General features: G+C 65.6%; 9 protein-coding genes. 6 read left to right on the forward strand and 3 right to left on the reverse strand.

Features of this window, described 5'->3' with window-relative positions; translation table 11 throughout:
* Window positions 1-47: 47 nt before the first annotated feature.
* From AB4037_RS07730 to AB4037_RS07745, 4 genes are all read left to right on the forward strand, one after another.
* On the forward strand, window positions 48-2,114 hold the full coding sequence (locus AB4037_RS07730; protein ID WP_434958414.1) for an acetate--CoA ligase family protein: 2,067 nt from the start codon (window positions 48-50) through the stop codon (window positions 2,112-2,114).
* A 79-nt stretch (window positions 2,115-2,193) separates the two neighbouring features.
* Complete coding sequence (locus tag AB4037_RS07735; RefSeq protein WP_441771096.1) at window positions 2,194-2,982, forward strand: enoyl-CoA hydratase-related protein; 789 nt, start codon at window positions 2,194-2,196, stop codon at window positions 2,980-2,982.
* A gap of 170 nt (window positions 2,983-3,152) precedes the next feature.
* Entirely contained in the window at window positions 3,153-3,623 is a 471-nt protein-coding gene (locus tag AB4037_RS07740; RefSeq protein WP_441771097.1) for a hypothetical protein, read from the forward strand.
* A gap of 3 nt (window positions 3,624-3,626) precedes the next feature.
* Window positions 3,627-3,914: a type II toxin-antitoxin system RelE/ParE family toxin gene (locus tag AB4037_RS07745; RefSeq protein ID WP_441771098.1), complete on the forward strand. Its 288-nt coding sequence runs from the start codon at window positions 3,627-3,629 to the stop codon at window positions 3,912-3,914.
* Window positions 3,915-3,954: 40 nt separating this feature from the next.
* On the opposite strand, the gene AB4037_RS07750 is transcribed toward AB4037_RS07745, so the two are convergent.
* Genes AB4037_RS07750 through AB4037_RS07760 form a run of 3 tightly spaced genes read right to left on the reverse strand, consistent with a single transcriptional unit; the run spans window position 3,955 to window position 8,452 of the window.
* On the reverse strand, window positions 3,955-5,868 hold the full coding sequence (locus AB4037_RS07750; protein ID WP_441771099.1) for a pYEATS domain-containing protein: 1,914 nt from the start codon (window positions 5,866-5,868) through the stop codon (window positions 3,955-3,957).
* Window positions 5,855-6,931, reverse strand: coding sequence for a caspase family protein (locus tag AB4037_RS07755; RefSeq protein WP_441771100.1), 1,077 nt, complete (start codon window positions 6,929-6,931; stop codon window positions 5,855-5,857). Before AB4037_RS07755 ends, AB4037_RS07750 begins: the two co-directional genes overlap by 14 nt.
* 3 nt (window positions 6,932-6,934) lie before the next feature.
* A complete protein-coding gene (locus AB4037_RS07760; RefSeq protein WP_441771101.1) occupies window positions 6,935-8,452 on the reverse strand; it encodes a hypothetical protein in 1,518 nt (505 codons plus the stop codon).
* Between the two features lie 294 nt (window positions 8,453-8,746).
* On the opposite strand from AB4037_RS07760, the gene addB reads away from it, so the two are divergent.
* The gene (addB, locus tag AB4037_RS07765; RefSeq protein ID WP_441771102.1) at window positions 8,747-11,857 is read left to right on the forward strand and encodes a double-strand break repair protein AddB; all 3,111 of its coding nucleotides are present in this window, start codon (window positions 8,747-8,749) and stop codon (window positions 11,855-11,857) included.
* Window positions 11,854-15,297, forward strand: a complete 3,444-nt coding sequence (gene addA, locus AB4037_RS07770; RefSeq protein ID WP_441771103.1) for a double-strand break repair helicase AddA — start codon at window positions 11,854-11,856, stop codon at window positions 15,295-15,297. The genes addB and addA overlap by 4 nt, the downstream gene beginning before the upstream one ends.
* The last annotated feature ends 20 nt before the right edge of the window (window positions 15,298-15,317 follow it).

Genomic DNA, 15,317 nt, shown 5'->3' on the forward strand with positions numbered 1-15,317 from the left:
TAGGGTGCGAGGTTTCCCGCCCGCTTTGTCTCGATAGGTCCTACCGCATGTCCGTCGTCGATGGCCTCCGCCGCCTGCTCAAACCCCGCCATATCGCCGTCGCGGGGGGGCGATTGGCGTCCGTGATCATCCGCGAATGCGACCGCATCGGCTATGCCGGGCCGATCTGGCCCATTCATCCCGACAAGACCGAAATCGCGGGACACAAGGCCTACAAGACCGTAGCGGATCTGCCCGAGGCGCCCGACGCGGTCTTCGTGGCGACGCCGCGCGAGCCCACGGTCGACATCGTCGCGGCCCTCGCCGAGCGGGGAGCCGGCGCGGCCGTCTGCTATGCCGCCGGTTTCGCAGAAGTCGGCGAGGAGGGCGCGGCGCTTCAGAAGAAACTGGTCGAGCTCGCCAAGGGCATGCCGATCGTCGGCCCCAATTGCTATGGCGTGCTCAACCTGCTCGATGGCTGCGTGCTCTGGCCCGATACCCATGGCGCCGAGCGGGTGGAGAAGGGCGTCGCCATCATCACCCAGTCCGGCAATATCGCCCTCAACATGACCATGCAGCGGCGCGCGCTGCCGATCGCCTATGTCATCGCCGTCGGCAACAAGGCGGTCGGCGATCATGGCGACTATATCGAGGCGCTGCTGGCGGACGAGCGCGTCACCGCCATCGGGCTGCATGTGGAATCGATCGATGATGTCGCCCTGTTCTCCAAGGCGGCGATCAAGGCGCTGGAAAAGGGCGTGCCGCTCGTGGTCCTGAAGACGGGCCGCTCGGAGATCGGCTCCGAGATCGCCATGAGCCACACCTCCTCGCTCGCCGGTGCCGATGCGCTCTACAACGCCCTGTTCGCCCGCTATGGTGTCGCCCGCGTCATCGATGTACCGGCCTTCGTCGAGACGCTCAAGCTCATGCATCTGTTCGGTGGCCTGCCCGGCAAGCGCATCTCATCGATGAGCTGCTCGGGCGGCGAGGCGGCCCTGATTGCCGACCTCGCGGCCGACCGGGATCTCGATTTCGCGCCGATCCCGCCGGAGAACGCGGCGCGCCTGCAGGAATTGCTCACCGACAAAGTGCATATTTCGAACCCGCTCGACTACCACACCTATATCTGGGGCAATGAGCCGGCCAACGAGGCGGTTTTCACCGAGATGCTGAACTCGGGCTTCGACCTCAACCTGCTGGTGCTGGATCAGCCGCGCACCGATCGCGGCCTGGTGCCGGATGGCGGCTTTGCCGCCGCCCGCGCGGCGATCACTCGGGCTGCCGCAGCATCGGGTGCCCGCGCCGCCGTGGTTTCTTCGCTTCCGGAGAACATGCAGGAGGAAGATGCCAAGGCGCTGCTCGCCGATGGCGTGCTGCCGATGCAGGGCATGGGCGACGCGCTGACCGCCATCACCCACGGCGTCGACTTCACCACGGCGCGCGCAGGCTGGGAGAAGCTCGTCCCCCTGCGCAAGGTCGCGCGCATCGAGGTCGGCAAGGCGCGCCTGCTCAGCGAATATGAATCCAAGCATTTGCTCGGCCGTCACGGCCTGGAGCTGCCGCCCAGCCGTATCGCCGGCACGGTCGAGGCCGCCTCGACGGCTGCCGCTCTCGGCTTTCCGGTGGCGATCAAGATCCACAGTGACAAGATCGCCCATAAATCCGATGTCGGCGGCGTCAAGCTAGGCCTGCGCTCGCGCGCCGACGTGACCGATGCCGTCGCCTCCATGTCGCATCTCGGCGATCGCTTCCTGGTCGAGCGCATGGTGGAGGGTGCCGTCGCCGAACTCATCGTCGGCGTGGTGCGCGATCCCCAGTTCGGGCCGACGCTCACCGTCGGGGCCGGTGGCGTCCTGGTTGAGATGCTCAAGGACGCGGCCGTGATGCTGCTGCCTGTTACCGCCGAGGAGATCCGCGAAAAGCTGATGAGCCTGCGGGTCGCCCGCCTGCTGGAAGGCTTCCGCGGCAAGCCGCGCGGCGACATTCGCGGCACCATCAAGGCCATCCTGGCGATCGCCGACTTTGCCGAGCGCCATGCTGACCGGCTGGTCGAACTCGACGTCAATCCGCTCTTCGTGCTGCCCGAGGGCCGTGGGGCCATCGCAGCCGACGCGCTGGTCCGCATGCTGGATTGAGACCGGGAGTGCGGGCTTCCAGCTCGCTCTGCCATTTGCTGATTTTAGAGCGGGCAACCGGCCTGCCAGGGAGATTGCCATGTCTGAATCCGTCAAGCTCGAACGCCGCGGCGCGGTGCTGGAGGTCACGCTGGATCGCCCGAAGGCGAATGCCATCGATCTCGCCACCTCCAAGGCCCTTCACGCCGCCTTCCGTACCTTGCAGGATGATCCGGAGCTGCGTGTGGCGATCCTCACGGGTGGAGGCGAGCGCATCTTCTCCGCCGGTTGGGACCTGAAGGCCGCCGCTTCCGGCGCCGAAGAGCCGGACACCGATTTCGGGCCGGGCGGCTTTGCCGGCCTGACCGCCTTCTGGGAACTGACCAAGCCGGTGATCGCAGCCGTCAACGGCGTCGCCATCGCCGGTGGCTGCGAATTGGCGCTGGCCGCTGATCTCATGGTGGTGGCCGATCACGCCGAATTCGCCTTATCGGAAGTCACCGTCGGCCTCGTCGCGGATGCCGGCGGCATTCAGCGCCTGCCGCGCCGCATCCCGCTCGCCATCGCCAGCGAATTGTTGCTCACTGGCCGCCGCTTCACGGCACAGGAAGCCCATGGCTGGGGTCTCGCCAACCGCGTCGTGCCGATGGCCGAGCTGATGACCACGGCGCGGGAGTTGGCGGATACCATCGCGGCCAACGCGCCGCTGTCCGTCGCCGCGGTCAAGGCCATCCTCGCCGCCACCGAAGGCATGGGCGTGCGCGAGGCCTATGAGCATGTCTATGCCGGCAAGGTGCCGGAGCACCGCGCCATGCAGCTTTCCGAGGATTCACGCGAGGGAGCCAAGGCTTTCGTCGAAAGGCGCGCACCGGTCTGGAAGGGGCGGTAGTTTCCGAGAACGGGCAAGATGTGCGTGTACCGGGAAAGAGCCGGCGGCCTTCCGATATTCGGAATGCTTTTTCGATTCGAATTCGCAGTTCGTGGCTGCGAAGCCTCGATTGCCTGACACTCGGAAGTTTATATAATAAGCTTCCGGAATTCATTGAATGAAAGTCAGGTATGGAAAAGCCAGCCGAGACGCCCGACCTCATCGACAGCAAGGCCGTGAAGGAGCTGGTGGCGGCGCGCGCCCTGCGCGGAGCGACCGTGCTTGGGCGGCCGGGCGGCTGGGGGGTGCTGGTACGCTATGGCAATGCCGAGCGTGCCGTGGCGGGGCAGAAATCACGCCGCATGCGCCTGTGGCGCCATGCCGACAGCGCCATCGGCTTCGTGCGCAGCGAACTGGGCATGGACCGCTTCGACGTCGATGCGCAGGATTATCGCCCTGATGAAAGCGAGCGCCGGCGCCCGGATGCCTCGGAGCGCCTGAAGCGGCAGCAGGCGGTTATCGAGCATGATCGCTGGTTCCGTGGCCAGGTCCAGGATGCGATGAATGCCATAGCCGAGGGAACGAATCCGCTGGTGGCTGAAGATGACCTGGCGAAGCGCCTCGGCTCACTCCGCGAGACTCTCAAGCGCAAGGCGGGCTGAACGGTGCGAATCGTCTGGCGCGAAAGCGCGCTCGCGGATGTCGAGCGGGCGATCGGCTACATTACCCTGGAAAGCCCAGGAAATGCAGAGCAGCAACTGAGCCGCATCGAGCAGCGCGTGCAAGTTCTCGTCGATCATCCGCGTATGGGCCGTGTCGGGCGTGTGACCGGAACGCGGGAACTCGTGGTCCCTCGAACGCACTTCGTGATCGCCTATAGCTTGGGCGAGGACGTGGAACTGATACGTATCCTGCATGGTGCGCAACAGTGGCCTCCGGCAGCTGAAGCCTGATGCTCCCCTTGTCAGGAAGGGGCAGTAGTTTCCGCACCGTTCAGCGTTCGCGAAACCAATCCGGCAGGGAGGGATCGTCCGCCAGATCGAGTTCGAGTTTAGTGCTGTCGCCGGTTTGGGCGCCGACGGTAAAGGCCCCCCAGGCGAAGCAATCGATCATCGCTCTGCCGTCGATGACAGCCGCGACTTGAATGGCCGGATTGAAGGTTGGGTGGAGAAAGAAGGTGACGTGATCGCGAGGGCGGCCGGCGTTCGGTGCAAATTCCACGGCGATGGAGAGCACGAGGAATTCGTCGTCGTTCGTGGGCTTGTAGTTGATCAGTCGCAACGACACGCCCTCACGTTCGGCCAGACCGCCGAAGCAGCCCTTGTGAGGGTCGTCGGACGACGAAATCTCGGACGCTGCCTGCGACTGCGCGGTATCCGAGCGGAGGTGATTGACGATGCCATCGACGGCGGCGCCCAAAACGCCGACGGAAAGGCCGGTCGCCCCGGCAAGCCGACTGAGGCCCGTCTGTCCCGCCGCGGACCAATCCACCGATTGGCCGACGCGCTGAATGGTTTCTGCCAGGTCGGCGGTTTTTGACGGTAGCAGTGACCGCCAGAGCACGCCGCGGGTCAGGCTATCAGAGATTTCGACGACCGATTCCAGCCGCAGGGAAGGTGCCTCACTGCTCCGAGAGGCTTCGCTGGTTGGGTCGGCCGTGGCGGTGTGCTGGCGATCGTCGGTGGAACGCCATGTCAGCCATGGGGTGCTGCGTACCTGTCCCGAGAGGAGGGCGCGCATGCCGGGTGCGTTTGAGGGGTTGATAACCGCGTGGTGGACGCTCCAGGCCGAGGCCCATTGCCAATTGGCCTCAAGCAGCGGCGGCGCGGCAAGTGACTGGTCAGCTTGTGGAAACTGGGTTTCCTCCCGAGCCATGGCTATGCGCCAACGCGCGCAGAGCAAATCCGGCCAGGCAAGCGCCGAGGTGTCCCCAAGGAGGGGGGCGATCAATTCCATGCTCTGCATGTAATTGCGGGCAGGCGTCGCCATCGCATTGGTCGTCTCCGGCCAGAGTTCGTCGCCGTGCCGGGGCCGCGTCAGCAGAGCGCAGGCGGTGTAGAGCCGCAAGAGAGGATTTTCGAATTGCAGCGCGTTTTGCACGAGCGCGTCGTCGAGCTCGCCCATCCCACGCGAAAGGTGGTGGAGCAGCACGTCAAGGAACAGGAGATCGGAAGAAAGCCGTTCCGTCGAAGCCCGGGCCGGAAGGGGCAGAAAGAGCGACCGCGAGGGATCGACGCCCCGGCGCGAACGCAGCTTTGCCTCGCCCTGTTGGGTTTCCGCCCGTGCGGTGCGGCTGTAACGCAGCCAGCACAACATGCGGCACCCAGGCAAGACCGACACCGCTTGCTCCAGGGTCGCCCGGTCGCTGGATACGAAGCGCAGCAGATAATTGCCGGGCTCGACCGCGAATTCAAGCAGCGTCCAGCCATCCGCGATATGCACGTGGCGATAGAACGGCTCTAGTCGGCGCATGGCCCGGGACGACCCCAGGAGGGGCTGTAGCAGCGAAATTCCGCCAGCGACGTCCGAGTTGGTGTTGAGATCGCTTGCGCAGACGAAAAGCAGGACGGTCGTCGTTGCGCCAATGTCCTGGGCCAGATGCTCCCCAAGCACCGCGAATTGGCGCCCGGCCAGCACCTTGTCGTCTCCCCCCCGAGCGCCGGGGATCAGTTCCATGGGACCGAGTTCGAGCGTTTCACCGTCGCGCAGGCGAACGATCCTCTGCTCGGTTTGCTCGCCGGCTGCCCAGCGCGCTCTGTAGATGCCTTCCGGCAACGCATGCTCGATCCGCCCGAAACCGGCTTCGATCGTACCGAGATCGGCGTCGAGAAGCTCGATCGCCACGCCGTGGCTCGCGCGCACGACGATATGGCCGCTACCGCGGCTGTCAGCTTCAGACGACGACATCGGGCGTCCCCGGTCCAATGTGATTGAAGACGGCGAGGATCGCACCGCCTCGTTCGAGCGAATACACGCCGATGGGAAGCGACAGGGCTTGGCGGCGATCGCTGGTCGTGATCGTCTGCACCAAGGCGGCATTCTTGTCGCGCACCTCGACCTCGATGCCGTCGCCCTGCGTGCGGAAGACGATGTGGACATGCGCCGGATTGCCGGCGGGCGGACCTGTGGCGATCACAATCCTGGGAGGTCTGGGCTTCTCGTCGAAGTCTGGAACCTGGATTTTTGGCTTGACGATTTCCTTCAGCCCTTCGGTGACATAGGCCTCCAGCGTTTTCAAGGTGAGTTCGTCGTTGACCCTGATCTCGCGCAGGCCGTAGGTCAGGAGATGGGTGAACGCGCCGCGTTCGGGCTGTGGCGCGTCGATCGGAATTTCGTAGGCCACGCATTCGTCCTGCGCGGCGCGCCCGACGCCGAGGCGCAGATGATTGCCGTTGGGCGCGAGATCGTTGAAGCCCGTTCCCGGACGCTTGACTTTGAGCGGCAGGGGATTGCGGCAGCAATCGGCGAAAATGATGATTTCCTCCGGTCCCTGGCTTTTGAGATAACGGCGCATGTCGTCGCAGTTTATTAATCCAACGGACGGGACATTCTGTATAAACTCGCCCGTAATGAAGCAATTCTGCGGGTCTTCCGAAATGGATTGCGCCTGGGTTTGAGCGCCATGTCCTGCAAAATAGACATAGAGCCGCGTGGCGCCGGCGGCAGTTGCTTTTCTGTTTATTTCCGTGATGCCGTTGATTAGCTCGGCAAAGGTCGGTGCATGCGTGAAATCAGGACCGATCACCGGCCAGCGGGTCGGGTTTTGCATGAATTCGACGATGCGCGGCGTCGATGCCCGAGGCGCCGGATGGGTCCAGAAAAACAGGCGTTCGGGCGCGACCCCGCCCCCTTGAGGATCGAGAAGCCAATCGGCGAAGTCGGCGGCATCCGCGACGGCCCCGTGCAGCGGCCGTAGGCCCGAATAGGGGCCATATTCATTGATTCCCACGATGATCGCCCAGGTGGTCATGGCTCAGAACATCGCCCCGACGCTCGCCAAGGTCGGCGGATCGTCGTCGAACCCGCCATGGGAGACAGCAGAGCTGTTCAATCCCGCCCCCGCGCTCGATTTGGAGAAGACGAAGCGATGACCAACCTGCGAAAGGAAGGCGTGAACGGATACCAACGCCTTGCCTTCCACGGCATCCTCCAACCACGGCGATTCAGCCGCAAGGAAGCGCTCCATGCCCAGCAGTGGCGCGTCGGCCAATTCCTTGCTCTCATGCTCTTCGCATAGGCCGGAAACGAAATAGAGCAGCGAGGAAGGATAGAGGAAGCCGAAGCCTTTGCCCAACAGGGCGTCCGCGCGCTCCAACTCGTCATGCATGGCGAAGAGGCGGAATTTGCCGATCCTGCTGCCGCTCGCGGCCAGAGCTTGCGCGAATTTCGCCGTTCGCACCGCTGGCGCCAGGAAGACGATGTCCAGAGGCGAGGCAATCTTCTTGGCCGCAGCCGCCAGCAGCATTTCGCTCGCCCAAATCGAGCCCGCGCTGTGACCGGAGACGAAAAGCCGGCGCTTTGAATTGACTTCGAAGATATCGAGTAGGTCGCTCCCCAGCGCGCCGGGCGCAAAATGATCGGAAGCGTCGCCCTTCATCATGCCCCATACGATCGAGCCGATCAGATCTCCATAAAGTTCGCGCACGATCTCCTCGGCAATGGTCGCGTGCAGGCCGTGATCGCGGCCCTGGCGGTAGCGTCCGATGACGCGCGAGCCGATGGCGACTCCGTGCGTGACGAGACCCTTGAGCACGGCCCCCCCCAGGAAGCTTCTCTCTCCTCGTGCGATCTGTGTGTGCCAGGGCTCGATGATGCCGTCGTCGACGCGATCCAGTGTCTTCCGCCCGGCGACGGCATCGCCAGCCTGGAAGCTACGCGTGGCGCCGACATCATCCAGGTTGAGCGTCGCTTCGATGTCGGCCGCGACCGTGTTGAGTTCATCGTCGCGCTCCAGCAAGCCAGTCAGCTCGCTTTTGGCGTCGGCTGTGTCGTCGATCAAGCTCGCGCGGCTCGAAGAGCCTACCTCCCGGCTTTTCGCGTCGATATCGGCAAAGGGCTGGTCGTCTCCCGATATGAGGCGGCGCTGAACCTCGGCCGGCGTCAGCTTGAACTCCGCGCCGACCGCACGACCCTCCTGCCCGGCAACGCCGACTTTACCGGCAATGAAGCTGATCAGGCGCTTGAACAGTACTCTATATAACCGATCGTTGTCGAAAACGTCTTTCCAGTTGGTTCGCAACGTCTCCAACCCACCAGTGCGCCAGATGACATAGACCTGTTCCCAGTCGGCGGGCGCGTTATAGGCGCTCTCGCCCTCGCCGGAGAGGCGGATCGCGGCCGCCAGGCCTGATGCTTCGTCAACGAGTCCACCATGCAAATGGAGCAGGATATTTGGCGCGCCGCGTCGAAGGCGCTGCCGTAGATCCTGTAGCGCCACTTTATCCTTCTCATCGAGCTTGCCGTTTTGGGTGTGCAGGATCGTCACCGGCATGAGTTTAACCTCATATATACTCGAGCTTTGTAGATATATTGTAATTTTTATAATTTAATTTATCTATGTAGTAAGTTTATTTTTTGGAAAATGAATTTAGATTTATAGGTATGGCATGAGTGCTTCAAAAAGTTTTTACATGGATACATAATCCTCTCTTATTTGTAGGTTTGATTGGTATAGATCACAATGGTCGTGACGAACGCGTGAAATGCTCTAGTGCTGTGCTCGAAACAGGTTGCGGATCGGAGCGTGCCTTGCCATTGAGACCGGCGTCCTGTTTATCTCACCATCATGGCGCATCGCCCGAATCTCCTGACCATCGCTCCCGGCTCGCCTTTTCTGGAGACGCTGGTCGACGCCCTGCTGGATGGCCGGCTGGTGCCGGGCTTTGCGCCGCGCGAGGATCCGCTCGCGCTCGCAAGCGCGACGCTCTATCTGCCGACCCGCCGCGCCATCCGCGCCTTGCGCGGTATCTTCCTCGACAGGCTGGGCAGTGACGCCGCATTGCTGCCGCGCCTGAGGGCGCTCGGCGAAATCGACGATGACGAGGTCGCCTTTGCGCAGGCGAGCGACGATCTGCCGGAACCGGTCGCCGGGCTCGACCGCCAGGTCGCCCTGACGCGGCTGATCCTGCAATGGAGCGCGGCGCTGAAGCAAGCCCTCCTGCCGGTGCCGGGTGAGGAAGGGGTTGAACCGCTGCTGATTCCCTCCTCGCCGGGCGATGCGGCAGGGCTCGCGGCCGAGCTCGGCAATTTCCTCGACGGCCTGCAGATCGACCGGGTGGTGCCTGAGGCAATCCTCAATCTCGGCGAGAGCCATGCCGGCCTCTACGACAAATATTGGGACATCACGCTGCGCTTCCTCGAGATCGCCACCGTGCATTGGCCTGGCCATCTCAAGGAGATCGGCCGCAGCGACGCCGTGCTCCTGCGCAATGCCCGCATGGAGCGCGAGGCCGCCAGGCTTTCCGAAAACCCCAAGACAGGCCCGGTGATCGTGGCCGGCTCGACCGGCTCCATTCCGGCCACCCGCGACCTCATCAAGGCGGTTGCCGCCCATCCCCGGGGCGCGGTCGTCCTGCCGGGTCTTGACCTCGACCTCGACGCCATCGGCTGGAACGCCATCGGCAAGGGCGAAGGAGCCCCCGGCCATCCCCAGGCGGGTCTTGCTGCCTTGCTAACCGATATCGGCGCCGAACGCGTCAGCGTGACCGAGCTCGCCTCGCCGCCCTTGCCTCTGGCGCTACGCGCAGCCCTGGTGTCGCAGGCCCTGCGGCCGGCGGAAACCACGGATCTGTGGGCCGGCCAGCGGCATGTCGATCCCGCGGCGATGACCGAGGCTTTTGCAGGCGTCGCCCTGATAGAGGCGGTGCATGAGGGCGAAGAAGCCCTGGCGACGGCTCTGGTGCTGCGCGAGGCCTTGACGGTAGCAGGCCGCAAGGCGGCGCTGGTGACGCCGAACCGCCAACTCGCCGAGCGCGTGGTCACCGAACTCGGCCGCTGGGGCATCGAGGCTGACGACAGCGCCGGCCAGCCGCTGACCCAAACTCCGCCCGGCCTGTTCGCGCGCCTGGTGCTCGACGCCGCGCTGCATGATTTCGACCCCATCACGCTGTTGTCCCTGCTCAAGCACCCGCTGGCGCGCCTTGGTCTGTTACGTGCGGATCTGGAGCGGGCGGTGACGGCGCTGGAGATCGGCGCCCTGCGTGGCCCCAGGCCGGCCGGCGGTCCCGCCGGTCTTGTGGCGGCCCTGGCGCTCGGCAAGGCCTCGCTCGGCGATCCCCATTGCCCACCCGCCCGGCGGGCTTTGAGCGAGGAGGAATGGACCGGAGCCGAGGCTGTGATCGAGGCCTTGACCGCCAGGCTCGAACCCTTCGCGGCACTGCTGCGCCAATCCGAACCCTTGCCTGCCGCCAGCTTTTTCGCCGCGCATCGCGCTGCCGTGGAGGCCCTGGGCGAAGTGGCGCCCGACGAAGTTGAGGGGCTCAAGCAAGGTGAAGCCGGTGAAGCGCTTACGGGCTTCCTCGACGATCTCGGCACCATCGCGCCCGAGGCTCTCTGCCTGCCGGCGCATGAGTATCCCGGCCTGTTCGCGGCCCTGATCGCCGGGCGCTCGGTTCGGGGCGGCGAGCCCAAGCACCCACGCATCGCCATTTACGGCCTGCTGGAGGCCCGCCTTCTGCCGGTCGACCGGCTGGTGCTGGCAGGGCTCGACGAAAGCGTCTGGCCGCCCGACGTCAAGACCGATCCCTGGCTGAACCGGCCGATGCGGGCGGCGATCGGCCTGTCGCCGCCGGAAAAACGCATCGGCCTCGCCGCGCACGACTTCGAGCAGGCGCTCGGCTATCGCGATGTGGTGATCACGCGGTCGCTGAAGCGCGGCGGCTCGCCCAGCGTGCCGTCGCGCTGGCTCCAGCGGCTCGGCGCCTTTCTGGGGCCGGTTTTCGGCGCCATGCGTGCAAGGGGCGAGCATTATTGCGCCCTCGCGCGCCAGCTCGACGCGGCCGAAGGGCCACCGCCCCTGCTCACCGCGCCCAAGCCCACACCACCGCTTGCGCTGCGTCCGACCCGTCTGTCGGTCACCCAGATCGAGCACCTCGTGCGCGATCCTTATACGATCTATGCCCGCCACATCCTCAGGCTCGAACCGCTCGACGAGATTGCCATGCCGCCCGGGGCGGCTGAAAGGGGCACGCTAATCCATGGCGCGCTCGAACGTTTCGCCGCCCTTTGCGCAGACGGGGTGCCGCCGGATGCCCTCGCGCGCTTGATGGCCATCGGCGAGGAGCTCTTCATCCCTCTCGTCGATTTTCCCGAGGTTCTAGCCTTCTGGCGGCCGCGCTTTGCGGCCATCGCCGAATTCCTGGTAGAATGGGAACGCGAGCGTCGGCCCCGCCTTGCCCGCGTGCTGAGCGAGATCCCCGGCAAGCTCACCTGGTCGACCCTGGCCGACCGGGCCTTCACACTGTCCGCCCGTGCCGACCGCATCGAGGTCGCCCCCGATGGCCGGGTTGCCATCCTCGATTTCAAGACCGGTCAGGCGCCGACGGCCAGGCAGGTGGAAACGGGCCTCGCGCCGCAATTGGCGCTGGAAATGGCGATGCTACTCGAGGCCGGTTTCAGCGGCGTGCCGGCACCCGAGGCTTTGGGCGATCCCGCCATCGTGCATCTTGCCGGCGGCGGCAAGGGGCCGAGCGAAAAGCCGTTGATCTTCAAGGACACCACGCCGATCGAGGTGGCCCTGCAGAGCCTCGAACGGCTCAAGGCCCTGATCGACCGTTTCGAGAACGAGAGAACGCCCTACACCTCCCTGCTGCACCCGATGTTCAAGGGGCGGCGCTATGGCGACTATGACCATCTTGCCCGGGTGCGCGAATGGTCTGTGAGCGGGGAGGAAGCATGACCCAGCGCAAGCCCTCTGCCGACACGGTTCACCATCAACGCCTGGCCTCCGATCCCTCGCTGTCGGCCTGGGTGTCGGCCAATGCCGGCTCGGGCAAGACCACCGTGCTGACGCGGCGTGTCATCCGCCTTCTGCTCGCCGGTATCGATGCATCCGCCATTCTATGCCTCACCTTCACCAAGGCCGCGGCGGCGAACATGCAGAATCGCATCTTCGCCACGCTCGGCCAATGGGCCGTCGAGGAGGAGGGCAAGCTCATCGAGGCGATCGAGGGCATCACCGGTTTCAAGCCCGACGGCGCCGGCCTCAAGCGCGCGCGCCAGCTCTTCGCAGCGGCGATCGAGACACCCGGCGGCCTGAAGATCCTCACCATCCATGCCTTCTGCGAGCGCGTGCTGCACCTGTTTCCCTTCGAGGCCAACGTCCCGGCGCAGTTTTCGGTGCTGGACGACAGGGCCGCGCGCGAACTGCTCGATACAGCCCGCACCAGCCTGATCCTGGAGGCGAATGCGCATCCGGACGGCGGGCTCGGGCGCGCCATGGCGCGACTCCTGGAAGATACCGGGGAGGGCGCCTTTGACGGTCTGCTCGCCGAAATCACCTTCGAACGCGAAGCCCTGCGTCCCTTCCTGAGCGGGAAGGGCGCTGCCGATGCGCTTAGCCAGTTGCGCGGCCTGCTCGAACTGAAGGAGGGCGAAAGCGTCGCCACCATCGAAGCCGAGATCGATGAAGCCTCGATCCCCCTCACCGAATGGGCGGCGATCGAGGCTGCCATGCGGGACTATGACAGCAAGCGCATCCTCGATCTTGCCGACAGGCTCGGCGCCGCAATCGCGGCTGCGCCGGCACGGCGTGGTGAAGCCTGGCGCGCTGTCTATCTCACCGGCACGGGCGAGGCGCGCTCGGCCAATGCCTTCCTCGTCAAGGATTTCAGCAAGGACTACCCGGCTTATGCCGAGCAACTCCTCGCCGAGTTGGAGCGGATCGCCGACCTCCTGCAGCGCCGGAAGGCGGCGGCCGCCTATGAGCGCAGCGAGGCTCTGATTGCCGTCGCGGCGGCTTTGCTCGGGCGATACAAAGCCGGCAAGGTAATGCGGGCAGCGCTCGATTTCGACGATCTCGTTCAGCGTACGGCCGATCTGCTCAGCCGGGCCGGCGCCGAATGGGTGCTCTACAAGCTCGATCGCGGCATCGACCATATCCTGGTCGACGAAGCCCAGGACACCAGCCCAGCCCAGTGGCATATCATCGCGATGCTGGCGCATGAATTCACCTCGGGCTCGGGTGCGCGCAGCGAGCGGCGCACCATCTTCGCCGTGGGCGACGAGAAGCAGTCGATCTTCTCCTTTCAGGGCGCGGCGCCGGCGGAGTTTGCCCGCATGCGCAGCCATTTCCGCCACAAGGTGGATGAGGCGGAAGAGCGTTTCGAGGCGATCGAGCTCAAGCAATCCTTCCGCTCGACGCCCGATATCCTCAAGGCGGTCGATCATGTCTTCGCCGCCGCCGACAACCGCCGCGGACTGTCCTCGGACGACGTCGCCACCGTGCATGAGACCGTGCGGGCTCTCGATCCCGGCCGTGTCGAGGTCTGGCCGGTGGAAAAGCCGCAACCGGCGGTCGAGATCACCGCCTGGGACGCGCCTTTCGACGAGACGCCCGTCTCCAGCCCGGTGGTGCGTCTCGCCCGCATGATCGCCGCCGAGGTGAGCAGCCTCATCCGGGAGGGTGATTCCGCCACCGGCGCGCGCTACGATGCCGGCGACGTCATGGTGCTGGTGCGAAGCCGCAACGCTTTGTTCGAGGCGGTGATCCGCGCCCTGAAATTCGCCGGTGTGCCGGTGGCCGGTGCCGACCGCATCGTCTTGACCGACCATATCGCCGTGATGGACCTCATGGCGCTTGCCCGGTTTGCTTTGCTGCCTGCCGATGACCTCACCCTCGCGACGGTGCTCAAGACCCCGCTCGTCGGGCTCGACGACGAGGATCTCATCCGCCTGGCGCCGGGCCGCAAGGGTACGCTCTGGGCCGCCTTGGCCGTGGCTGCGCAAGAGGATGAGCGCTTTGCCTCCGCCTTTGCCCGCCTCACCGTTTGGCGTACGGAGGCCGCCGGCAAGACGCCCTTCGCCTTCTTCGCCGACATCCTGGCTCGCGACGGCGGCCGGCGTATCATGCTCGCCCGCTTCGGGGCGGAGGCCGCCGATGCGCTGGACGAGTTCCTCCGCGTGGCCGGCGATTATGAGCGGGCCAACACCGCCAGCCTGCAGGGCTTTCTCGCCTGGCTCGCCGAGGCCAAGGCCGAGATCAAACGCGACATGGATGTGGCGCGCGGCGAAGTGCGCGTGATGACGGTGCATGGCTCCAAGGGGCTGGAGGCGCGCGTCGTCATCCTGGCCGATACCTGCAGCGCACCGGACGGACGGCACGATCCCAAGCTCTTCTTTTTGCAGGCACCGGGGCGGCCCGCTGGCAGCGAGATCCCGGTCTGGTCGCCCAGCAAGGCCTCCGACCCGACGCCGGTCGCAGCCGCCCGCGATGCGATCCGGGCCGAGAACGAGGCTGAGCACCGCCGCCTGCTCTATGTCGCCCTGACGAGGGCCGAAGACCGGCTCGTCATCGCCGGCTTCGAAGGTGCCACGGCGCGGCGGGCAGGCAATTGGTACGACATGATCGCCGACGCCCTGCGCGAAGCAGGTGCCAGGGTCGAGCCGGACGGCGAGGGCGAAAGGCTGGTCTATGAGCCGACGCCGCGACGCGCGGTCGAAGGCCGGCCGGCAAGGCGTGAGGATGCGGCGGTGCCGGCGCCGGCCTGGCTGCGCCAGAAGGCGGCGCCGGAGCGGGCCGAGGAGGTCTCCCTTGCCCCCTCCGAGACCGAGCATCCCGAGGAACTGCCCGGGCTCGTGGGCGCGGCGGCGCCTGACGGCAGGACCTTGCGGCGCGGAGCGCTGATTCACGCCTTGCTGCAATATCTGCCCGATGTCGATGCGTCGGCTCGGCGCGAGCAGGCGCTCGCCTTCCTGGACCGGGCGGCGGCGCAATGGCCGGAGGATCACGCAGCCTGGGCCGAGGAGGCCCTGTCGGTGCTGGCCTTACCAGCCCTCGAACCGTTCTTCGTCCCCGGCAGTCGTGCCGAGGTCGCCTTGGCCGGCCGCATCGCCCGTCCAGGCCGGGCGGATTATGCCGTGTCCGGGCGGATCGACCGCCTGGCCGTCGGGCCGGATGCTGTCTGGATCGTCGACTTCAAGACCAACCGCCAGCCTCCCCGCGGGCTCGACGCGGTACCGCAGGCCTATCTCAGCCAGCTTGGGCTCTACCGACATCTGATGAAGAGGCTCTATCCGGCGAAAGATGTGCGGGTCGCCCTGGTCTGGACGGCGACGGCGGAGATCATGGAGTTGCCGGCGGAGCGGCTGGAGGAGGCGGTGCGGGCGATCATCGGGTAGCATCGGCATGGATGCTTCAC

It is taken from the genome of Labrys sp. KB_33_2, from assembly GCF_052114505.1.
In the GTDB taxonomy this organism is placed as follows: domain Bacteria; phylum Pseudomonadota; class Alphaproteobacteria; order Rhizobiales; family Labraceae; genus Labrys.

What these genes read in the sequence shown, in the direction of transcription:
- AB4037_RS07730 (WP_434958414.1), top strand. Translation starts at nt 48, where the DNA reads ATGTCCGTCGTCGATGGCCTCCGCCGCCTGCTCAAACCCCGCCATATC.
- AB4037_RS07735 (WP_441771096.1), top strand. Translation starts at nt 2,194, where the DNA reads ATGTCTGAATCCGTCAAGCTCGAACGCCGCGGCGCGGTGCTGGAGGTC.
- AB4037_RS07740 (WP_441771097.1), top strand. Translation starts at nt 3,153, where the DNA reads ATGGAAAAGCCAGCCGAGACGCCCGACCTCATCGACAGCAAGGCCGTG.
- AB4037_RS07750 (WP_441771099.1), bottom strand. Translation starts at nt 5,868, where the DNA reads ATGTCGTCGTCTGAAGCTGACAGCCGCGGTAGCGGCCATATCGTCGTG.
- AB4037_RS07755 (WP_441771100.1), bottom strand. Translation starts at nt 6,931, where the DNA reads ATGACCACCTGGGCGATCATCGTGGGAATCAATGAATATGGCCCCTAT.
- AB4037_RS07760 (WP_441771101.1), bottom strand. Translation starts at nt 8,452, where the DNA reads ATGCCGGTGACGATCCTGCACACCCAAAACGGCAAGCTCGATGAGAAG.
- addB (WP_441771102.1), top strand. Translation starts at nt 8,747, where the DNA reads ATGGCGCATCGCCCGAATCTCCTGACCATCGCTCCCGGCTCGCCTTTT.
- addA (WP_441771103.1), top strand. Translation starts at nt 11,854, where the DNA reads ATGACCCAGCGCAAGCCCTCTGCCGACACGGTTCACCATCAACGCCTG.